General features: G+C 46.0%; 18 protein-coding genes. 6 read left to right on the forward strand and 12 right to left on the reverse strand.

Annotation, left to right across the window (positions count from 1 at the left end):
* Positions 1–17 precede the first annotated feature (17 nt).
* Positions 18–1,502: a hypothetical protein gene (locus ACLWNV_RS12865; RefSeq protein WP_413584846.1), complete on the forward strand. Its 1,485-nt coding sequence runs from the start codon at positions 18–20 to the stop codon at positions 1,500–1,502.
* A gap of 2 nt (positions 1,503–1,504) precedes the next feature.
* Entirely contained in the window at positions 1,505–2,188 is a 684-nt protein-coding gene (locus ACLWNV_RS12870) for an NAD(P)H-binding protein (protein ID WP_413584847.1), read from the forward strand.
* A gap of 6 nt (positions 2,189–2,194) precedes the next feature.
* Here ACLWNV_RS12870 and ftsY read toward each other — a convergent pair whose 3' ends face one another.
* From ftsY to ACLWNV_RS12900, 6 genes are all read right to left on the reverse strand, one after another.
* Positions 2,195–3,379 carry a signal recognition particle-docking protein FtsY gene (gene ftsY / locus ACLWNV_RS12875; RefSeq protein ID WP_413584848.1) on the reverse strand — a complete coding sequence of 395 codons (1,185 nt, stop codon included), beginning with the start codon at positions 3,377–3,379 and terminating at the stop codon, positions 2,195–2,197.
* A gap of 155 nt (positions 3,380–3,534) precedes the next feature.
* Positions 3,535–5,751, reverse strand: a complete 2,217-nt coding sequence (locus ACLWNV_RS12880; RefSeq protein ID WP_413584849.1) for an FHA domain-containing protein — start codon at positions 5,749–5,751, stop codon at positions 3,535–3,537.
* 37 nt (positions 5,752–5,788) lie between these two features.
* Positions 5,789–6,694 carry a hypothetical protein gene (locus ACLWNV_RS12885; protein WP_413584850.1) on the reverse strand — a complete coding sequence of 302 codons (906 nt, stop codon included), beginning with the start codon at positions 6,692–6,694 and terminating at the stop codon, positions 5,789–5,791.
* 12 nt (positions 6,695–6,706) lie between these two features.
* Positions 6,707–8,476, reverse strand: a complete 1,770-nt coding sequence (locus ACLWNV_RS12890; RefSeq protein WP_413584851.1) for a microtubule-binding protein — start codon at positions 8,474–8,476, stop codon at positions 6,707–6,709.
* Positions 8,477–8,786: 310 nt separating this feature from the next.
* Positions 8,787–8,978 (reverse strand): DUF5522 domain-containing protein, encoded by a 192-nt coding sequence (locus tag ACLWNV_RS12895; protein ID WP_413584852.1) that lies wholly within the window; start codon positions 8,976–8,978, stop codon positions 8,787–8,789.
* A 6-nt stretch (positions 8,979–8,984) separates the two neighbouring features.
* Entirely contained in the window at positions 8,985–9,392 is a 408-nt protein-coding gene (locus ACLWNV_RS12900) for an RrF2 family transcriptional regulator (protein WP_413584853.1), read from the reverse strand.
* A 151-nt stretch (positions 9,393–9,543) separates the two neighbouring features.
* Here ACLWNV_RS12900 and ACLWNV_RS12905 point away from each other — a divergent pair, with 151 nt between their 5' ends.
* Complete coding sequence (locus ACLWNV_RS12905; RefSeq protein WP_413584854.1) at positions 9,544–10,185, forward strand: NAD(P)H-dependent oxidoreductase; 642 nt, start codon at positions 9,544–9,546, stop codon at positions 10,183–10,185.
* A gap of 237 nt (positions 10,186–10,422) precedes the next feature.
* The gene (locus ACLWNV_RS12910; protein ID WP_413584855.1) at positions 10,423–11,262 is read left to right on the forward strand and encodes a hypothetical protein; all 840 of its coding nucleotides are present in this window, start codon (positions 10,423–10,425) and stop codon (positions 11,260–11,262) included.
* Here ACLWNV_RS12910 and ACLWNV_RS12915 read toward each other — a convergent pair whose 3' ends face one another.
* From ACLWNV_RS12915 to ACLWNV_RS12940, 6 genes are all read right to left on the reverse strand, one after another.
* Positions 11,263–12,183: a hypothetical protein gene (locus ACLWNV_RS12915; protein WP_413584856.1), complete on the reverse strand. Its 921-nt coding sequence runs from the start codon at positions 12,181–12,183 to the stop codon at positions 11,263–11,265. It abuts the gene before it with no gap.
* Positions 12,184–12,305: 122 nt separating this feature from the next.
* On the reverse strand, positions 12,306–13,202 hold the full coding sequence (locus ACLWNV_RS12920) for a LysR family transcriptional regulator (protein ID WP_413584857.1): 897 nt from the start codon (positions 13,200–13,202) through the stop codon (positions 12,306–12,308).
* A 265-nt stretch (positions 13,203–13,467) separates the two neighbouring features.
* On the reverse strand, positions 13,468–14,229 hold the full coding sequence (locus tag ACLWNV_RS12925; protein ID WP_413584858.1) for a substrate-binding periplasmic protein: 762 nt from the start codon (positions 14,227–14,229) through the stop codon (positions 13,468–13,470).
* Between the two features lie 145 nt (positions 14,230–14,374).
* Entirely contained in the window at positions 14,375–14,698 is a 324-nt protein-coding gene (locus ACLWNV_RS12930) for a hypothetical protein (RefSeq protein WP_413584859.1), read from the reverse strand.
* Between the two features lie 170 nt (positions 14,699–14,868).
* The gene (gene smc / locus ACLWNV_RS12935) at positions 14,869–18,456 is read right to left on the reverse strand and encodes a chromosome segregation protein SMC (RefSeq protein WP_413584860.1); all 3,588 of its coding nucleotides are present in this window, start codon (positions 18,454–18,456) and stop codon (positions 14,869–14,871) included.
* A 379-nt stretch (positions 18,457–18,835) separates the two neighbouring features.
* Positions 18,836–19,822, reverse strand: a complete 987-nt coding sequence (locus tag ACLWNV_RS12940; RefSeq protein WP_413584861.1) for an HNH endonuclease — start codon at positions 19,820–19,822, stop codon at positions 18,836–18,838.
* 318 nt (positions 19,823–20,140) lie between these two features.
* On the opposite strand from ACLWNV_RS12940, the gene ACLWNV_RS12945 reads away from it, so the two are divergent.
* Together ACLWNV_RS12945 and ACLWNV_RS12950 are read left to right on the forward strand one after the other, a co-directional pair.
* Positions 20,141–20,281, forward strand: coding sequence for a hypothetical protein (locus ACLWNV_RS12945; protein ID WP_413584862.1), 141 nt, complete (start codon positions 20,141–20,143; stop codon positions 20,279–20,281).
* Between the two features lie 284 nt (positions 20,282–20,565).
* Positions 20,566–22,314, forward strand: coding sequence for a hypothetical protein (locus ACLWNV_RS12950; protein ID WP_413584863.1), 1,749 nt, complete (start codon positions 20,566–20,568; stop codon positions 22,312–22,314).
* Positions 22,315–22,318 lie beyond the last annotated feature (4 nt).

The raw sequence follows: 22,318 nt of genomic DNA on the forward strand, positions 1-22,318 counted from the left end.
TCGGGGGAGAACAATCGATGAATATCATTCTTGGTAAAAGTCGCGGCAAATTAGCGATCAGCTTGCTAGTTGCCACTTTGACACTTAACGCATTTGCAGTTTCTCAAGCTTCAGCACAAGTTCAAATTACTGCTGTGGAGAAAAACCAACTTGTAGTTGGAAAAACTTATTACATCGCTGCAGATAATTTAAATCTTCGCAGCTCCAACTCCACATCAGCTGGCAACGTTGTTGGTCAGTTGTCGATGAATGATGAAGTGGTTTTGGTAAGCTCTTTGGATGGCAGCACGCCACTTGTTCAAATCAAATTGATCAAATCCAAATCTGTTCCAACAAACATTGCTCCCGCATTGTTTGTTTCTAAAGACTACTTGTCCGACAAACCTTACGCAGCACCGATTATGAAATACTTTGTCGTGCAAAACGTAGCGACAGAGAAAACCCGCGTTTACGAGCGCTGCACAACTTATCCTGGTTGCCCGCACAAACTCGTGATGGAAACAGACATGGTTGTGGGTCGTAACGAAGAAGGCACTAAGTCAGATCGTTATGCTTACATGACTTGGCTGGGTCACTCCCGCATTGCTTCCTGGGTTAAGTTCTACTCTGACGGCATGCAGACATACCCAAGCTGGTACACTGCTGGTCAGGATCTAAAAACTATCCCAAAACCAATTTCCAACAATTCTTCCCGCGTGATCGGTTCCCGTAAATGGTTGACCGAGAAAAATGGCAAAGACACTGTTTATGGTGCCTTTGGTTGGTACGCTGCCAAGCTTTCCCCTGCTGACGACATCAACGGTGTTAACAGCCAGTGGATGCACGGAACTATTGGTTGGGGTGTTGACGGTTCAGACGCGATTGACATCACTCGTGGTTTCTTCATGAACATGTTCTCAAATCCAGGTTCTCATGGTTGCACTCGCTTGGAAAATCGCGCGATTGCTTACCTTCGTGAGACTCTTCCGGTGGGCACTGACATCTACCGCGTTTACGCTCGTGAATCGACGCGCGAACGTCAGGTAATCTTGTCTGACGACACAGTTCTTCCTTTGACTCGTTATAAAGACACTTACAACAATCCTAAGCGCTGGGATTACATCCTATTGACGGATGGAGCGCAAAAATCCGGTGGTTTGAGTGCTGATGCGACAAACATCATCAACAAATCCATCCCGGTAATTCAAGGTCAGAACTTCCTTGAGCAAGGTAACTACATGGTGGATCAGTATCCAACTGCTGCACCGTTGAACTACAAAAACTCTGCAAGCTCTGGTAAATCCGGTGACCGTTACCGTATCGACTCTGGAAAATCCAAAGAACCAACGAATTTCCGTGGATACTTCCTGGTTGATGAAGGTCGTTTCATTGACTACCAACATCCGGATGCTCGTGCCGTTAAAGGCAAAGTTAAAGTCAGCGGTCTATTGGATTTCAGAACGACTGTTCCTGAACACTTAAAAGCTACTGGCTATCACTACCCGCCTAATATAATCTACTAGGGATGAACTTCCCAACTGACATCTGTATAACAGGCGCAACGGGGCTCGTGGGTAACGAGCTCCTTTTGCTTTTAGCGAACATCGAACACGTGGGCCACGTGACGGTTCTATCCCGTAAACCCCTGGGGCGCTTCCCCGCAAAAATTGAAAACATAGTTTTAGATTTTGATAAGCTTGCGAATTACAGCGCTTCGCTTAAGGCGCACACCTTCGTGTGCTGCCTGGGTACCACCATTAAGGTGGCAGGCAGCCAGGAAGCCTTTCGCAAAGTTGACTATGACTATGTGATGGAGTTTGCGAAGGTCGCCGAAAAAGCGAAGGCGCAAAAGTTTATCGTGATTTCAGCGATGGGTGCTAACGCCGAATCCTCGATCTTCTATAACCGCGTAAAAGGCGAAATGGAGCGTGATTTGAGATCGCTATCCATCCCACAGATCGAGATCTTCCGCCCGTCCCTGCTGCTGGGTCATCGCAAAGAACAGCGCTCGGGTGAAGGCTTGGCGCAAAAGCTAAGCCCATTGATGAATGCTTTGATGATCGGGCCCCTTAAAAAGTACAAAGCCATTGCTGCGACCGATGTGGCAAAAGCAATGGCTTTATCGATTTTAAATTTTAATGCCGGCCAGTTTATCTACGAGTCTGACGAAATTCAAAGGATGTCAGACTCGATCAAATCAGACGTTTAGTTAATTCTAAATATGCGCCTGGAACAAAGAGTCCACGAACTCTTGTGCTGAGAACGTGCGAAGATCCTGGATGCGCTCGCCAACACCGATCAGCTTGATCGGGATCTGAAGTTCCTGCGCAAGACCTACCGCGACGCCACCCTTAGCGGTGCCGTCCATTTTAGTTAACACGGCTCCCGTCAGTTCCAGAGTGGTGTGGAATTCTTTGGCCTGCATCAGGGCGTTTTGGCCAGAGTTCGCATCCAAAACGATCAAAGTTTCGTGAGGTGCCTCAGGGATAACCTTCGTCATCACGCGTTTCATTTTTTTGATCTCTTCCATCAAATTAGCCTGAGTGTGCAAACGACCCGCAGTATCCACGATAACCACGTCATAGTTTTGCGCTTTACCTTTGGCCACGGCATCAAATGCCACCGCACTTGGATCCGTGACGCCTTCAGGAGAGAAGATTTCAACCTGAGCGCGATCCGTCCAAACTTTCAACTGACCACCAGCTGCCGCACGGAATGTATCCCCCGCCGCCACTAAAACTTTTTTACCTTCAGCTGCCAATTGAGCGGAGATTTTACCAATGGAAGTGGTTTTACCTGCGCCATTCACCCCCACGATCATCAAAACCGTAGGACCTGATTCAGCGAAATTAATTTTAGACAGAATGCCTGTGGTTGGTGCTGAGGAGTGTGAGCCTGCGAAGATGTTTTTGATTTCTTCCTTCAAAGCATCGCGAACAGTGTCGTAGTCTGCACGCTCTTTACGGGACAACTTTTCCTGCAAGGCACCCATCAGGCGTTGCACCGTCGCTGGTCCCAGGTCACTGGTATAAAGAATCTCTTCGATTTCATCCAGGTGCTGAGTTGTGTTTTCAGATTTAAATAAACTGCGAATACGACCAAACAGGTTTTCTTCGGTTTTTCTTAAAGCATCAGCAAGATCCACAGCCGGGATATCAGAGACGATCTGTCCTGTGGAATCGATGTGAGCCAGCACGGGCTCTTCCACTGCCATAGTTGGCATTTCACGTTTTGCCACATGAGTAAGTTCTGACTGCTTGGCCGCTTCTTGTTCCAACGCCTTGTTTTCAGCGCGGCTTTTTTTAACGACACTTAGAATGATGGCGCCAAAGATCACCAGGAACAAAAGTGCAATCAGGCCCAATAAAATTTCAATTTGTGATTCATGTCCGGGTGACATAGATCCTCCAAGGATGAGTGGCATTCAATGGGCGTTTTCTAACTTATTATTCCCGGACTGTGTACCCCTCTGACCGATAGCCCCGAGCGTCACCACCATTAAGCGGCGCGCAAAGTCTGAGCTTGGCTTTATTTACCGATTTTTAAAGGACGTGATTAATGCTGAACGACCTGACGGCGGTCGACTTCTTCTTTATAGAAGTTTTTCTCGAAGCGGCGGAAGGATTCCAAGCGGACTTCTGAACCAAGAATGTCTTTCATGCGGGTGATGTTTTCTTTTTCCAGAGCATGCATTTTTTCAATGCCATCTTTAACAAAATCCGGATGGATCTTATTACGACGATCCTGAAGCTCTTTGACCAAAGCATTGGCAGCAGCCAGCACTTGTAAGGACTTGTCTTCGTCAATTCTCCAGGTTTTTAGCAAATACTGGGCAGCGCTCTTATACAGGCGTTGCTGGAAATCATTATCCAAATAGATCTGACTGAAGTTGCTGGTATAGATAACCGCATCCGTGTAGGTGTCTTTGATCTCCTCTGTTTGCGGAGGATTAAAGCGACGACGCTCCAGATCCTGGGCACGGGCCACAGCTTCCTCTTGCGCACGGGTTGCCAACGGATTTGAATCCTTGCGAACAATGTCATAGCCGATCTGACCCACGAACAACGCCGCAGCCCCCATGGCAAGACCCATAGTGATATAGCGTACTTTTTCGTTCTGTCTTTTTTTAACAATGTCAGAAGGCTTGGCAACAGTTTGAGAGTTTTGGGAGATGGAGGACACGCGGCCCTCGACAGCTTCCTGAATCTGCTGTTGCACGTTTTGATTGATCTTATTCCACTCGTTCACATCCAAAACCTGAACGACTTCTTTTTCAATCGCCATGTGGATGTCTTTAATCATGCCCGCTTTTTTGGTCATGATGTCTTCAACCAGATCCTGCTCCATCTTCGAAAGCTTGTTGGCCATTTCCAGGCGCATTTCTTCCAGTCGTTCTTCTTCGCTGCGCGCGATCTGGGATTTTTCTTTTTCCAGTTTTTCGTTTAAGAAGATTTTTTGAGCATCGAACTCTTTAAACAGGTGATTCTTTTTGTTCTCAATATCCGAGACATCACTTTCAAGATGGGCCTGCTTGTTCTGAAGTTTTTTAAGCGTCTCTTCAGTGCTTTGGCTCTTCTTGGAGCTTTCCTCGATAGACTTTTGCAGGCTTTCCAGAGTGGACGTTTGTGCTGCCACCTTTTCCTGGATCGCCTTCAGCTCTGCTTGGGACTTAGCCTGCATTTCGTTGAATTTCTTCTCGGAGGATTCTTTAAGCTCTGTGGTGTCAGCCAAAGTTTTTGATAACGCCGCACGGGCCGTTTCCAAATCCTCTTTTATCACGGCAAGAGCGCTGGAGTTTTTAAGAAGTTCATCTTTTACACTGACCAGCTGATCGTGAGTTTGCTGTGCCTGCATGCGTGCGAATTCAATGATGCGCACGGCTTCATCCTTGGCATCACGAATAGAGGCAGCGTTTTCATTTTGCGCAGTTACCCGTGCATGCTCCAAAGCATCCGTTTTCATTTTCTCGGCATTTAAAGTCGCTTCAGAGATGATCTCTTCCACGTCGTTTTTGGCTTTTTGACGAAGGCTTTGCACATACATGTCGACTTCTTCACGAAGTTCCTGGGCCATATTTCGAGCGTCGTGCAATAGCTGATGCCCCTGGCGTTGATAGTCCGCCAAAATTGCGTCGGCTTCTTTGTGAGCTTCCGCGATACGTGTTTGATAAAAGATTTCTGCCTGCGCCTGAGAGTCGCGGGCTTTTTGGTAAATTGCCTGAGTGCGCTTTTCTGCCTGCTTCTCGCCTTCTAGGACGATTTGCGCAGCCGCACGTTTGGCATCATGAAGAATTTTTTCTGCCTGAAAAGGGGCCATGCTGGGTGCTGGCATCGCAATCGTATCTTCGTGGCCGCTTTTCTCTGCCGGAGCGTCGCCGGAGGCTCGCGGAGCTGAGATCACCTGATCAGGAATTGCTTCCGGAACCGGCTCTGGCTCCAACTCAGGCATCGGAGGCTGAGCATCCTCTGTCTCGAGATCAAAAACCAGAATGAAATCAGAACGACCCAGCTGAATGCGGTCATTGCTGCTGACATTCACTGGAGTTCCTTGAACCATTTTATTTGAATTTAAGAAGGTACCGTTGGAGGAGTTCTTATCTTCGATCCAGATTTGATTCCAACGGTGGCTGACGACAAGGTGCACACGGCTGACGTGTGTATCATTCAGAGACAGGTCACAATCCAAGGAACGACCAATGGTAAAGGAATCCTTCATCACCTCTTTGGTGATCGCTTGATCCTTCCTGTGGATGGTTACCGTAAACTTTGTCAAATCTAACTAGCTCCTGACTGAGCCCTCTTTTCGAGGACTAAGCCCCCCGTTGCACCGTAGGAGCTTTACCGATCTCTTTGTTCAGAGCGTCTTCGGCCAAAGCTTCAACAGCATCGCGGTGTTCATCAAATGGTTTTTCGTGATCCGGATAATCATTGTTATCGGCACGGTACCACAATTGATCAAGGGCACTTTCGAAACGATCTACCATTGCCACATAAGAGCGGTCCGGGCTGAACATCGTATTCGTAATGTGAGATAAAAGTGAGAACACGATACCGGCGATAGAAGTCCCCATTGCGAAGGAAATCTCATGTAGGAAGCGATCCATGATGTTTTTAGTTCCCTCAAGGTCCTGCATATTCATCGTGCCCAGCTCCTGAAGACCACCAGCGATACCGATGAAAGTCCCAAGGATACCCCCGATAACGAAAAGTCCAGGAAGCAGGCTGATCAGGTCATTCAATCCCGACATCGGGAAAATACCGAAAACTCGATTAAAGCACGGGTTGTGCTGAAAAGTCGCTTTCGTGATGTTGATCAACTTTGGTGTGCCTTCAGTCCATTTAAGGAACTTCAATTGCTTCAAAATATCTTTTACCAACCAAGCACACCCCTGACGAATCAGGAATACGCGGTCACTGGTCGCCATCACAGAGTCTGGCTTACGGCGCTTCATACGGTCGCGCACTTCAAAAATTTCGTAATAAGTTCTTTCCAACATGCGTTTTGAAAGCACATAGAAAGAAACGTCTTTCACTTTTCCCGGCACTTCAGCATGCATGTAACGATTCACGCGCTTTTCAAACTCGATCGCGAACCATTCATGACGGCGAACTGTGAAATAGATCACACCGCGGAAAAACAATCCCAACAGGAAAACCACCGCCATCGCGTACGGCAACCCCAGGATAAAATATTGAGCTATTGCAGCCTTATTCACGTCCCACCCCTTTTATTTCTTTTGATCCATACTAAAGCGGATAATTACCCGCTGAGCTTTTTTACAGTCATTTTGCTTACAGAACTCGGCAGCTGTCGCCACCCCACGGTTCTGAACCTTCATGACTTCCAGGAAGCTTCGTCCTGAGACCTTCATCAAACCCATCAACTGTTTTTGATGCTCAAAGCGCACGTTGTCTTCATCCAACATATAGTTAAAGATCGACTTCGCACGACGGTATGAAAGGTCCATGTTATACTTCAAGGCTTCTTTATCGCCTGGTTTTTGGCTGTTCGGGTCGATGAAACGACCTTGATAAGTCGGAGACGCGAAACCCACGATCTCCACCGCAGAAACCTTGTCAGAAATTTTTGGATTTCCGAACAAAGAGCGTGAGTAAATTGGCATGGCCTTTTCAATCACACCTTTCATCTCGCGTTTCAAACGGTCGGAGTCCGAATCGAAATACTGCTGACCGAAATCCAAAACGACGTCGCCTGTCTGACCATCGATCTCTGCTTTAATACCGGCTTTGGCAAAACCCTTGCTGATTTCATTCGCAACAGCTTTACGTGCTTCGATTTCTGCACGCGCCTGAGCCAATTGTCCCTCGGTCGCATTCAACTGACCTTTCAGATTTCCAACTTGCCCCTGAAGATGGCCTAATTGACCTTTAAGGTTACCCAACTGACCCTTGGCATTTCCCAACTCGCCTTGAGTGGCTGCCAATTGTCCTTTTGTTGCGTTCAACGCACCTTTAGTAGAACCCAGCTCGCCCTCAAGCTCGCCAACTTTTCCTTTTAGGTGACCCAACTGACCCTTTGTTTGTCCCAACTCATCTTGAGCAGCCGCCAATTGTCCTGAGGTTTGTGACAAAGCACCGCGGGTGCTGGCAAGTTCGCTTTGCGTTTTACCCAATTGACCACGAGCTTCACCCAACTGACCTTGCAGGCCACGGGCTTCGCCCTCTTTCTGAGCTAACATCCCTTTGGTTTTATTCAGATCAGACTGAGTTTGACCTAGCTGTTGGTTTGCTTCCTGCAATTGTGCCTGATACTGGGCATTGGCGTTGCTTAAGCCATTAATTTTGGAATTTGCATCGGCCTTTGCTGCTGCCATCTGCTGTTCAAACTTTGTCTTATTCAATTTGTTTTGCTTGTAGGCGTAGCGAAGTTCGTTCATACGACGCTGCAATGCCTGCTCAGTGTCAGCAATCTGCTTTTCACCCTGTGCGATCAATTGCTTTTTTTGCTGAATGTCCTGATTCAAATCCTTGATCTCAGTTTCCTGTTCAGCAATCTCCACGTCCTGATCTTTGATCAAATCATCGCGATTGATGATTTTGGATTTTGCCATTTTGTTGGCATTCATGACGTTACGAACCATTTGTTGATACTTATTAAGTGCCTTGGCTTTTTTGTCATTTTCCAAAGCCTGTTGCACCAGTTTGTCTTTTTCAGATTTTGCGTCCTCTTGCAATAGAGTCAGCTTATCCATCAACTCCTGATATTCCTGTGCTTCGTCTTTGGAAGCTTGATTTGCCAAATAGTCGTTCTTCACCGACTCATACATTTTGAGTTGATGCTGCAATTCTTCGACTTGCATCGAGAGCTTTTGATTTTCGATTTGACCTCTAAGAGCATCCGTTCCAGTTCTTAAACTTGCTACGACATATAGAAGTAGAAAGATCGTACTTAATCCTAAGAATAAGTCTGAATACGATGTCCAGAAGCTGTCACCACCACTGTCGTGACCTTTGTGTTTTTCATAATTGAACGACATAACAAACACACCCCACTGCAGCTAAAAGCTTAGCAGGGACTAAATACGAGTGGGTGTATCATTTAGAGAAATCACGACCTTTATTGAGGAGAAAATGTCTATTTGTATTCCACCAGTGGTGGTCTAGGCCACTATTGTTCGAATTTTCGATTAATGTTTGGGCACGTTCGTCCAGTTACGTGAGACTGCCAACAGTTCATTCGTTTCAACAGTTTATGCGCGTTTCCTGGTGAATTCATCTCACCAGTGAAAGTTTGTGGAGCGCTTTTGTCTTTTGCGATGTCTCTGCAGATTCGCACGGAGAGAGGATTTATTTGTCGGATTTTTCTTTATAAGGGCAATGACGACAACCGGAGTTGCAACAGTGACCTCTTTTTAGGTGATTGAGTTTTGTAAAAACCTGGTAACCCGTCTTGGGGTCGATATAAAAAAGCTTCCCTTGCTTACAGGCTTCTTCGTGAAGTCTTTCAATTTCCTGTTTTTCCTGCGGGGATTGATTCACTGGGAGTTAAACTTTTTGCGTAAGATCAGCAAGTTTGATTTTACTTAAGTAAGTCATCGAATGATTCTCTAGGCCGGCAGAAACATCGCACATGATTTTCTTCATCGCGCAGGAGACTGCACATTGTTTCAAAGGCTCTTTATCCGGAGTGTTCAACAAAGGTTTGCCAGATACAGCCATGTAGATATCTTTAAGAGTGATCTCTTTGCACTGTTCATTGAGGCGCACTCCACCCGCTTTACCCTTGAAGCTCTCTACCAAACCGGCCTCAACCAGTTTTGCAAGCAGGCGGCGAATCACTGTGGGATTGGTGCGAATGCTGGATGCCAGGACCTCAGAGGTCATTAGCTCACCCTTGTGGTAGCTAAGAACCGTCATTATATGGACTGATACTGAAAATCTTTGATCAAGCATGGTGTCATTATAGCTGATGCCGCAAAAAGAAACAATGGGGTGAATGGGGAACGAGGAAAGTTCACGTTAAATGTGCGTTTTACTGTTGCAATTAGGTCCCAAGGGGTTCATATTGTATCTATGTTGGATACATTTAAAAGGAGTCCAATCTATGGCAAACAAGCAAATTCAAGAAGCCCTCGAGTGGCGCTACGCTGTTAAGAAATTTGATCCCACTAAAAAAATCTCTGAAAAGGATTTGAACACGCTGCTGGAGTCTTTGAAACTTGCTCCCTCCTCTTACGGTATTCAGCCCTGGAAATTCCTGGTCGTAGAAAATCCTGCGGTCCGCGATGAACTGAAGCCAGTTTCCTGGAATCAGTCCCAGGTGACAGATGCAAGTCATCAGATCGTTCTGCTTTACCGCGACACGATTGATGAAGCATTTGTGCAAAAGTACATTGAGCGCATTGCAGAGGTTCGCGGAGTCGATCTGCCTTCCCTGCAAGGGTTCAAAGACATGATGATCAATAATATAGTGAAAGCCCCGGAGGAAAAAATCAGAGTTTGGTCTCAACGCCAAGCCTATATCGCCATGGGATTTTTACTTGAAACTGCAGCCCTTCTTAAAATTGATGCAACTCCGATGGAAGGCTTCAGTGCTTCAGACTATGACCGCATCCTTAAGTTGGATGGCACAGGATGGAAATCCATCGCCACCGTTACATTGGGATACCGACATACTGAAGATTCGTTTCAAAATCTTAAAAAGGTCCGCTTTGCTGACGATGCACTGATTGAATACGTGAAGTAGACCTCTCCCAAAAGCTTCGCACCAGTCCTCCGGTGCGGAGCTTTTTCTTTTTTTGCTTTATTACGGCTCGATCTCCTTTAACCGTGGTGGGAGAGCCCTTAAGATAAGCAAAGCCCCGCAGGAAGTCGGACGCCGCGCGGGGCTTTGCTTGTTTTTTGTCCCACGTGTCCTGCCCAATCACATATTGAACTACCGCCGCGTTTGAGTGGAAATATCCTGAAGCAAAGGAACTTGACCATGAAAACTCCTGGATGGCGAAATGCTCTTCTGATTTTTTCTATTCTATTGACGGCTTCTTATAATGCCCAAGCCGTTCCCCTTAACGGCGAAGAAAGTTTCATCTTCCGCCTGGGATACTTCCTGCCCTCCTTTGATACGAATCTGCGAGTGAACAACGACCAACTGGGCCGGGGTGACGAAGTAAATCTTGAAAAAGAGTTAGGCATTGATGCCGAGGAAACCACCATCCGTGGCTCCGTGATGTGGAGAATTTCAGAGCGCAACAAGCTGACATTGGATGTTTTTAATCTGAATCGAACCGGTACAAAAACCATCAACCGCGAAATTCAAATTGGTGATCAAATTTATCCCGTCGGCGCCTCGCTTACTTCCAAGTTTAATTTCACAATCATTCCCATTTCCTGGTCTTATGCTTTTATCAAAAACCCTGATTGGGAAGTTTCTGCCGGGGCCGGCTTACAGTGGTCGGTTATTAATTTGAAAATCGACGGCTCTGTTTCAACCAGTCCGATCAGCACATCCCGCGAAGCGACGGCAGATGCCAATGCTCCCCTGCCATTGCTGGGCATCGACATGAAATACTATATTAATCCCGACTGGAACGTCGGAGCGAATCTTGGTGCCTTCACCTACAAAGTGGGTGCTGCGAATATGACGATGCAAGGTGATATCCTAAGTGCCGGGGCTTCCACCGAGTGGTGGTTCTCTGATTACATTGGCGCGGGAATCGCTGCGAACTGGTTTTTTATTGGAGTAACCGTGGATGGATCCAAGTGGGACGGAGAATTTAATTACACCTACTTTGGACCGCAGGCATTTCTCTCCGCCAGATTTTAATTAGAAATAGTAAGCGTCGAACGGAACTTTTCCGCCAAGATGGGCTTTTTCAGGACCGCTGCCATAGACGCGGACCTCGATGACTTTTTCTTTCACGATGACGACGACGGGATTCATGTATCCTAAACTTTGAATTTGTTTTGGCTGAATAAGATGCGCTTGAGCATCAGAGAAAGCGAATTCTTCAAGCATCTTCATCGTATCAGTTTCGCGAATAGCCTGCTCGGTGCGCGCATCAACCACACCGTAATCAAGGTCACTGGTTTTTTCATAGGCTTTACCGTTCACGAAGCTTCCGTACATGACAATCGGTCCTGGCAGCTTTTGCTGTTGCAAAAACTTATCCTGCAAGCGAAGTGCTGTGTACAGAACGTCAGAACCTTCAAGAGCGATCGGTGCGTTTGTCAGCTCTTGAATGCGTTTGAAATAAAGATCCATGGTTTTATCAATCGGCGCCTGGCGCTTAACAATCATATAGTTAAACCAGCTGCGCACGCTGAGGTACTCGGACACCATCATATCCAGGTGACGCTTAAAGAATTTTACCGGACCGTCTTTGGAATATTTCAATAGCTTTACGTCGCCATAAACTTCTTTAACCAAAGCCATCATTTCTTCTTTTTGTGGCTGAGACAGTTTGGCGAAACGAACCTTCACCAGATCCAGTGATTGACCTTTTTGATCGATAGTCTCAAAGCCCATCACCTTTTGATACCGGGCCATGGCACCGAGTACCTTATCTGTGGATACGTGTTGTTTTATGAACTTGGCATAGGCTTCGGATTGCGGAGCAAGCTTTGGGTCACTGTCGTACTTAGTTTCAAATACGTGGGTGCACATATGCTTTACTGCATATGCTTCGCCCAAGCTTAAAAATAGTAAAAGGCCCAAAAGACCGGGCCCAACCCAACGTGTTTTCATTTCAGTGCTTTTAGAGCAAGATGCTAGCCACCCTAAGAACCACCACCGCGCTTACGAAAGGGAACCTGGTGTTAACACCTTTTACAGGTGCCCTTCTTGGACCGGCATAAAGCGGCCGGGGCTTATCTTTGTACGTGACCGGTTAAGTGCTCAATGAAAGTTCTTGAAGTCAGACTTAGCTGACGGCCCTTGCGATAGGCCAGCCATAGATTGAACTCGTGGGGATTTTCCACGGGCACTTCGAACAGCTCACCGCTTTTGATTTCTTTTTCAACCATAAAGCGAGTCAGATAGGCAAAGCCCTCCCCTGCCAGACAGAATCTTTTTTGCGCTTCCTGACTGTTCATTTCCAGACCCACCTGCGGGATTTCTCCGAAAAGCTCCATCATTACGCGTTTCGGTCTTGTGGAAAGAAGCGCACCGATCGAACACAGATAGCCATATTTTTCCAAAACCTTCTTGATGGTTTTTTCGTTGCTGGAAGACTTACATTCCTTCCAAATTTCAGGTTTACAAACCAGAGTCATAAATTCGGAGCTGACTTTTTGATACTCGATATTAGGCAATGCCACTTTCGCAAACAGCAATGCGAACTCGTTATCGGTGTGAATCAGAGAATTAATAATGTCATCGGGCGAGCCTGAGGTAATACTTGGGATGACCTTTGGATATTTACGGCGAAATGAATGCAGCGGTGAAATCAGGTAATCGTTAATCACGTTATCTGTAGCTGCAAACTTTAACGGCCCCTCGCAGACTTCCTTCACGTTTCGGCACAGATTTTCGATGGCTTTTTCGGTGCGGAACAGTTCTTCGCAAAGCTGGTAAACGTCACGGCCCTTAGCAGTCAGTGCCACGCCGGATTTGGAGCGATCAAAAAGGATAACGCCTTCAGATTCCTCCAACAAAGAGACCGAACGACTGAGAGCACTTTGACTGATATTAAGTTTTTGTGCCGCTTCGGAAAATTTGCCGGCCTTTGCCACTTCAAAAAACGCACGCAGGTAATTTAATTCCACCTTAGCCCCATTCGTTCTATCGAAAAGTTAGATGGTTTAATTATTACCGTTCAAAATATTAAAAACAATGAAAAGTCTGACTAAAGCTGGTTCTCGAGCCACACATAGAGTGCGCAGAAGGGATAAGCGAAACACAGGGAATAGACAATTTGCGCAGGAGAAAGTTTTTTAGGACTGACCTGCGTGTTCTTTTTGAGAACGACGTCGCGATGACGAACCCAGACACCTAATGCAACCATGAAAACGGAACTAACTATTAAGGAGATCATTTAAATAGTTTCTTATTCTTTTTCAGATAAGTCCCGACCGAAGTTTCGAAATCCTTATTTTGGAATATGCTGTTGAAGGAATTCAAAGCTTTACGTCCCCTTTGGGTGTCTTTAAATGCAACGCCATAGTCGTAATGTTCGATGGGTTTGGAATTAAACTGCAGTTTGCCTTTATAGGGTTGCAGTTGCCCGCTGTTTTCCATTAATCCATAGAAAAGCATCTTATCGATAAAGACCAAATCCAAACGGCCATTCGCAAGCTTAACCAGATTAAGTTCATCCGTGGGCGCTTCTTCGATATTGAGTTTTTTGGTTTCGCTCAATGGTTTTAAGACCGCCGCCAGATCATAGCCCACGACATTTCCAACTTTGTACTGGCCTAGATCTTCCAGTTTTTCCCAGCGGATTGGATTGTCAGTCCGCTCGGCCAGTCCCCAACTGCTGCTATGAATGATTCGGGATAAGGTAAAACTTTTTTGAAGGTTCTCGGGGTTTGCGGGGAAGTATCCGTCCACGTCATTGCGTTCAACGGCTTGCTTTTTAGCGCGAATGACTGGCGCAAATGTTACCACCAGTTCCTGACCGTTTTTGCGATACAGCTCTTTAAGTCCGGCGATTACGGCTCCCCCGCCTGGAAGGTCTTTACTGATGTAAGGTGCAAATTCAAAAGTGATGATATGAGTTTTTTGCGGTGATTTTGCAATAGCTGCACTGACGGTCAGCGCGCAGAGAAGAAAACTAAAAAGACGTAAACACATTTGCGCCCACCCTTAACTTCATTGCATTAATGCTATCTGAAGAATAGTTATGCGCGCAATCTCAAGCAACAGGGGTTTGGCCTGGGAAGGACTTCTGGACCGTTCCACAGACTCTGGTACTGTTAACTATTGTTGATTGAAAATTCTAATCATTTTGAATGACATAGCCTTCTTCAAAATAGACGTCTTTGTCCATTGTGACTTCGGCGTATTTCTGGTCATGAACTTTTGTGATTTTAGCTGAACCCACACGGTCTCTTGTGCAAACAGAGAAGCGACCACCATGGCAGTCTTCGCGATATACTCCAACGTGCTGGCCAAGTTTGAATTTGCTGGGTTCCTCAAGATTGATCTGGGCCGTGGAAGCATTGATCTTCATGGAAATATCCGCGTGAGCCGCTTTTTTAACCGAAGCAAACGCTGTAAAAGAAAAGAACGCCATCGCCACAACCGTGAACAACATCAACATACAACCCTCATTTTTTTTGCTCACACTACTGCAGCAAAAAGCAGCAGGCAACCACCAGTGCACGTTAGCTCCCAGAATCAAACATCAGGGGCCTTAGTACGCGGTCTTAAGAAACGAAAAAACCCAGGTGTTTTGCACCTGGGTTTTCAATTTTTGACTTACAAATTTCTTTACTTAATATCCTGTAGGGATACAGAAACCATTGTAGACACGCCACGCTCTTGCATAGTCACGCCGTAAAGTTTCTTCGCAACTTCCATCGTGTGTTTGTTATGGGTAACGACGATGATTTGCGAACGTTTTGCCATTTCACGAACCAGGTCGTTGAAACGGAATACGTTGGCGTCATCAAGTGGAGCGTCAACCTCATCCAGCAAACACCATGGAGATGGTCTTACCAGGAAGATCGAGAATACCAGCGCTACCGCAGTCAACGCCTTCTCACCACCCGACATCAAGGAAACATTCTGTGTTTTCTTGCCCGGAGGACGAGCGATGATCTCGATACCCGCTTCGTTCTTCTCTGTTTCTTCAACAAGTTCCAACCACGCTTCACCACCACCGAATAGTACTGGGAATACGCGAGTGAAACGCTCGTTAACCAGATCAAACGTCTCTTTGAAACGTTTAGAGCAGATTCTGTTGATACGATCGATAACTTTACGAAGTTGCTCTTTCGCCTCTGTCAAATCGGCGTGCTGTTTTGTCAGGAACTCGTAACGAGTCGCTGTCTCTTCGTATTCTTCGATCGCTGACAAGTTCACTTCACCGATCTTCGCCAATTTCTCGCGAAGCTCTTTCAGTTGAGAGTCAGCTGCAAGGAAGTCGCCTTCCTTGTTGATGTACTTTTCGATAACGTCCGGAAGGTTCAACATGTAACGCTCGCGGATTTGCTCGATCAGGTACTGCTCTTTCATTTTAGCCTGTTCAAGCTTCAATTGAGAGTCGTTCATTTTGTGCTGTCTTTCATTACGGGCACGTTGAGAAGCAGAAGCCTCTTCCTCGATCGCACGAATTGTTTCAGACATCACTTCGTATTCGTCTTTTGTGCGAGCTGCCTGCAATTTCAATTGCTCAACTTCATCCAACAGACGTTCAAATTCGATTTTCTTTTCTTCCAAAGTCACTTGGCTCTCAGTCATTTGAGAGTTGTAGCCTTCAGCTTCTTCGCTCATACGAGCAAGCTGCGCTTCCAAATCATTCAAAGACTTAGTAACCATTTCAAGCTGTCTTAGAACACCTTGGTATTCCTGAGTTTTGGAAGCAGATCTTACCTGAAGATCAGTTACTTCCGCCTGAAGACCGTCAAAGCCCAAACGAACAGAGTTCAGTTCAGAGTTCAAAGTCTCAACTTCGCCTTCAAGAAGAACTTTCTTCTCGCGAGCTTCGATCAAGGCTTGGTTCAACTCTTCATTTTTCTGTTCCTGAACTTCCAGTTGCTCAGTCAGTTTTTTGACTTCGCGTTCCTGGCGCTCAACCGCAGCTTGCGCGTTTTGAACTTCGTTTTCAGCGCGTTCAAGGTCTTTTCTCAATTCCGTAACTTTGATCTCTTGATCCATTTTACGTTTTTGAGCGCCTTCGAAATCGTTAACAACATTGTTCAACTGCTCTTCAACTTTTTTCAAAGCCATTTGAGCCAATTGCAATTTCCCTGCGTATTCGTCTTTTTTCTCGGACAATTCTTTGATTTCACGGCGACGTTTTAGCATGCCAGAATCAGCTGATTCAGAAGAACCACCTGTCAAAACACCGTCAGCCGTCAACGTGTCACCGTCAAGAGTAACGAATGTCCAGCCAGTGTAAGTCGCACGAAGATTCAAAGCCGTACGGATAGAATCAACGATCGCAACACCGTCCAACATATAAGTGACAGCGTTCTGGAACTTATCAGCCGCTTTAACTACATCTTTCAGGATCGCTTGAACGCCATCCTGACCGATTGGAGCCTCAGCACGGTTGTAAGCCAGGTTTTGGTCGCTTGCAGACATGAAGCTGGAACGACCGGATTTTTGCTCTTTCAAGTGAGATACCGCATCGACTGCGATATTGGCATCAGAAGACAAAAGCATTTGCAGGCGTGAGCCCAATGCCGCTTCCATAGCCACTTCGTACTCAGCTGGAACTTCAACAACCTCAGATACAGGCTGGAAGTGAGTGACGACAGATCCGTCTGCCATCAACTCTTGAGAACGGGTTTTCTGCCACAACATCACCTGCTTCACACCTTCTTGGAAACCCTCGAAGTTGTTTTGCAGGTTTTCAAGACCGTACAAACGGGAAGCCGTTTCATTCAAAGAGTCTTTGAATGATTCAACTTCCAGTTTTTTCTCGGCCAATGAATCAGAAAGGATCTTTTTATTTGCTTCGAATGAGTCAACATCGGAAGCCAGGTCCAACTGCATTTGGCGTTCTTTATCAAGTTCGTTCATCACTTTTTTACGGCGACCTTCGAACTCGACCTGTTTTTCGCGAAGTTCATTAAGCACTTGTTGTTCGTTGTCCTGACGATCTGTCAAATCAGCGATTTGTCCTGCCAATGAATTCACACGAGCATCCAAAGAAGACTCTGACTGACCTACTGCGAATAGTTCGCGACGTTTCGTCGTCAAATCCTCATCAACTGTTCCGATACGGGAGTTGAAGTTTTGGAAGATGTCGTTTTTCTCTGTGAAAGTCGCAGTCAGTGTTTCTGCTTCTTCCTTAAGTTCTGTAATTTGCTCATCCAAAGTCGCTTTATCACGAGCCAGCAACTCCTGGCGTGCCTGCTGTTCCTGCAGGATCGTACCAGTCATTTGTTCGTTACGGCGAGCCTGTTCAATTTCGAAACGAAGTTCTTGAATCTCCATCTCTTTCTTTTGAACAGTGGATTGCTTATCGAAGTACACCGTTTGGTGCTCTTCAACTGTTTTCTCTTTTTCAAGGATTTGAAGTTTCAAAACTTCCAATTGACCCTGAAGAGTCGAAAGATTCGCATCACCTTCGATTTCCATGCTTTGCGCTTCATTGAAGATCGCTTGAGCTTCTTCAGCCGCGCGAGCCAACTCCACGTATTGTGCTGTGGAAATCCACAAATCCAGATCTTCGATCTGGTTTTTGATGTTGCGGTAGCGTTCTGCACGCTGAGCTTGTCTTTGCAAAGAATCGATCTGGCGTTTCAACTCGCCGATGATGTCCTGCAAACGCACCAGATTCTGATCTGTTTGCACAAGTTTGCGTTGGGATTCTTTTTTACGTGCTTTAAATTTAGTGATACCCGCAGCTTCTTCGATAAGCATACGGCGGTCTTCAGGTTTCGCAGTGATGATCTTACCGATCATACCCTGAGCGATGATGGAGAAACCTTTGGAGCCGGCACCTGTATCCATAAAGATCTCTTGCAGGTCTTTTAGACGTGCTGGTTCTTTATTGATGAAGTACTCACCCTCGCCGTTTCTGTGAAGACGACGAGTGACCATGATTTCAGAGTGTTTGATGTATTTAGCCGGGAATGGGCCGCCATCGTTTTCAAGTGTCAAAGACACTTCACACATACCAAGCGGAGCGTAACCTTCCGCACCACCGAAGATAACGTCAGTCATCTGAGAAGCACGAAGATCCTTAGCGGACTGGTCACCCATAACCCACATAAGAGCATCCACGATGTTGGATTTACCGCAACCATTTGGTCCTACGATACCGGTGATACCAGCATCGAAATGAATGACCGTGCGGTCTTTGAACGATTTGAAACCGATGAGTTCAATCTTTTTAATTCTCAAGGTATATTCCCCTCTTGAGTTAATAGTGTCGAAATCTTAAATCCCGACATTCCACCCAAAATATACAAGCCCAAGGTCTAGCTAGACCAAAGGCCATTTAACTCTCTCGAGAGCGCGGAAGTATGTCAACTGTGGGGTTTCAAAACCTTGGCATTCGCTGAAAACTTAAGCAAAACTCTGGCAAGCACGCCACTGCGTTATCATTACGCGTTGTACGCACCGCACAATTTCCCAGAGAATTTCTCAGGCAGCTTCCGTTTCAAAGTTCAGGCTTCTTCAGAAGATCGGCCTAAACTTTGGAGGCGTTAGACTACCGTCCTTTGAGGTTGAGTCGAATGCATCGGCCCAAACATGAAATTTCCGATTCAATCTTTCAAATTCAAGACAAGTATCGAACTCTCGCTTCATTTCGATATTTAATTTTATTGTGACCAGCACAAAGCATCTGCAGATTTTCCGGTTGATGATTGCCACCCGCCCAAAAGCTTCGTTTATGATCCACTTGAAGCTTCCAGGTACTACGACAACGACTCCCGGTTGTGGGATCAACATACTGACAACATTTTTCCCGACCACGAATTTGCTTAGCAATCTTCAAAGAAGGCCGTCGCGGCAAATTCCCCACCGCCACGGTGGCAGTGCCCGCTGATACTTCGGCAACGGAAACTTTAGAAGATTCACCAGTTTCGCCCCTTCCTTCCAGCTTCATATTTATTTTTGGCTCTGATCGGTTTGCCTCCAAGCTTAGTATGGTTTTCTGTTTGATCACTTTGTCAGCTAGGTATTCCAAAAACAGGGCAAGGTCCCGCGTTGGGACCGCATGCGAAAGCAGCTCCTGTGCATGCTGAATCTTGGCATGTAATTCTTTAGATAAGGTCAATTCAATGCGAACACTTTCATCGGCCTGAACTGTTTGATGCGGAGTTTGCAGCACTGGCAGATCAAAGAAGGCCGCCACCTGCTGTTGAGACAGCGAATGATTTTTATTGTGGAGACTATTAATGACTTCCAGCTTTTGCTGAGAGGTCACTTTCAAAGATTGCGCTTTGTAAACTTCACGGGAAGCTTTTTGCACCAGGGAAATTTGATTCAGCTTAATTTCCCCACTTTGAATTTTTGCAGCCACTTCAGGAATTTCACGAATCAATCGAGCCGCATCAATGCGACGCTGGGCACTTCCCTCAGAATATCCCACACACTGAACCAGATAATCAAATAAGCTGCCAAAGCCCATATCCAAAAAGCTGCGACGAGCATCAATCTCTTTAATTGTCAGCAGCACTTCATGCAAAAGATGACGCTCCCGTTGCGCCAAGGATTTCATTCTTTGATCTAACTCTGTTTGATTTAGTTTTTTAAGATTCACCACACCACTCCTTGAAAGTGGCACCACCATAACATGGCTTTTTCTAAGCATTTTTTTACACCAAGCCTAACGCTAAGCAAATCCTCTCTGTGAGCGATTTAGAGCTCTATTCAGAAGAGCAAAAGTGAAAAACGTTTTTTGCAGATTTTAAATCTCATTCACTCAATCGCAGCCTGCTGAGAGATACGATTATTCCGTCAACAAAATTTTAAAAGATTAAAAAAGAATAACCACAATTTTTCTATCCAACGAAAGCCAAACCAGTATTTAGAATTAACTATTGTAATTGTTAGATTGTATGATTTAAGCGAACTGCAAGTGGATACTATAGTAGCATCATTCACTGCCACCGTGGCGGCAATCAATCTGCATGAATATTTCCGTACGAATAAATTGAACAATCATAGATCCTACGTCCATCTTCGTCGCTCCATCGAGCATCAGTTCGAGTGTATTTAAAAAGTTCACATGATTGATCCTGACATCGGAAGTTCTTCGAAATCTTTTACCGCCACCGTGGCAGTGAGTGAACCAACATATTCACTCCCCGAAAGATGGTTAACCTCTGTGGAACGGCTCGTTCATTCTGGAAAACCATAAAAAACCACGATTTAAACACACAATCAGGCACGTACTCTGCTCTCTTGAATGAGTAGGATGGTTTGTAGGGCCGAATGACCAATAGGTTTGAGGGCGCTGCAAATTTTTTGACAGGTGAGTAACCTTTTTTGGGAGGTCTCAAAATGAGACATGTGACTATCATCGCTACTGCCATGCTTTTTAGCCTGACGGCCTGTCGTAAAACTGACGACCAGGATGCGATCCGGGTTGCCGCCGCCAAGTCCGCTGGACAACAACAGCAACAGCTTCAGCAAACGCAAAACCAGCAAAGCCGCGACTTTGTGGGTGACGCACGAATCTCGGAATCACTTAAGCAGCAATATCCCCAGGAATATGCCTGCACCATGGATCTGTGCAGTGATGAATTTAAAAAATTCCCCAGCGTCAAAAAGACCGTGGAAAAAGCGGCAACTCCGACGGCCGAGCAAAAAAACTATTATGATACTTACATCGTCCCCGTCCTGACTAAAAATACACTTCTAACTCAGAAGAAAGCCCGCGCGGGACTGGATCTTCTGAACGAAAAAGAACGCGCCTTTCCAACCCAGGAACTTACCGAGCAACAACTTTTCGTGATTCACACGATGTACATTATCAAGAACTCGGCCAAGTTCCCGGCTTTTGATCTTTACTGGAATAGCATTTTGCCTAAAGAACCGTTCTATAAGGCCACAATGACTTTCCGACAAATGGGTAATTGGACTTACTTCACCGAAATGCATCCCAAGGTGGAGCTTCAGCAAGCCACTAAAGATGAACTCAAGTTCATACAGGCAGTTCTGGAAAAGTTGAATAGTATTATTCAGGGCGCTGAAAAAATCGATCCTTTGATCGCAGCAAAAATCGGTAACGGCGAACTTATCACGACGGAAGAAGCGAAATCCCTTTCCAGCATGGGCTTTGCCATTCGCATGATGGACCATTTTTTATTTGGCGGTGGACGACACATCATCACCCAACTGATGGAACAGCATACTTTATCCAAAACCGAGCTTTACAAAATCTACGAAGACTCCGGCATTAAGACGACCATGGCATTGCAAGCCAACGCTATGACTGCCACGACTTGCGAAGCCCAGTATTATCAATCTATCAATCTGTATCCACAACCGCAGGAACTGGAACGCTTTAAACAACTCGCAGAGACCACTCGCCAGGCTGCGATCGAGTCATTGGGACCAATGCAAACAGAAGCGGCCAAATACCTGAGTCAGGCAAAATTCAACTATCCACTTTCCGCTGCAGAAAACAGCAAGGCGTGGTTGCGTGCCCTTGAAATGAAAAACAAAACTCACCAGGACGAAATCGACGGATTGAAAGATCTGGATATTCAATCTCTTTATGCGATGTTTTTAGTGCGCTCTATTTTCAATTCGCCAGACAGCGCCAAACCAGATCAATGCCCGCAAATTCCAGATGCCGATATTTCCGATAAAACCAACACCAGCACGGGCCACGTACTGGTGAGCTGGTATTCGATCCGCCATCCTGAAATGGGAGCCGGTATTCTGGCGCATGAGTTGGGCCACGGGGTTCAGGCTCACTCAGTCCCAAGCTCGATCCAATCCACCAATCAGTGTCTGGCGCGAAAACAAAGCTCAGAACAATACATCAGCGAGGATTTTGCGGATGTGTTTGCAGCCAAAGTGATGATGAACCTTAAGAATAACCACAAGGTACAAACTGCAAACTACGCCTGCGGATTAATGGACAGCTTGCAATCGCTCCGCAACCTGAACACTAAAAGCGTTCACTCTTCTGACTTGTATAGAGCATTGCAATTGAAAGTCGAAAGCAAAGAAAAAGTACCGCAATCCTGCGAGCAGCTGGCCCAAAGCAATCAGGCCTCAATCACTCACAGCTGTCAGTAGTGAA

The organism is Bdellovibrio sp. HCB274, from assembly GCF_047306075.1.
Taxonomy (GTDB): Bacteria; Bdellovibrionota; Bdellovibrionia; order Bdellovibrionales; family Bdellovibrionaceae; genus Bdellovibrio.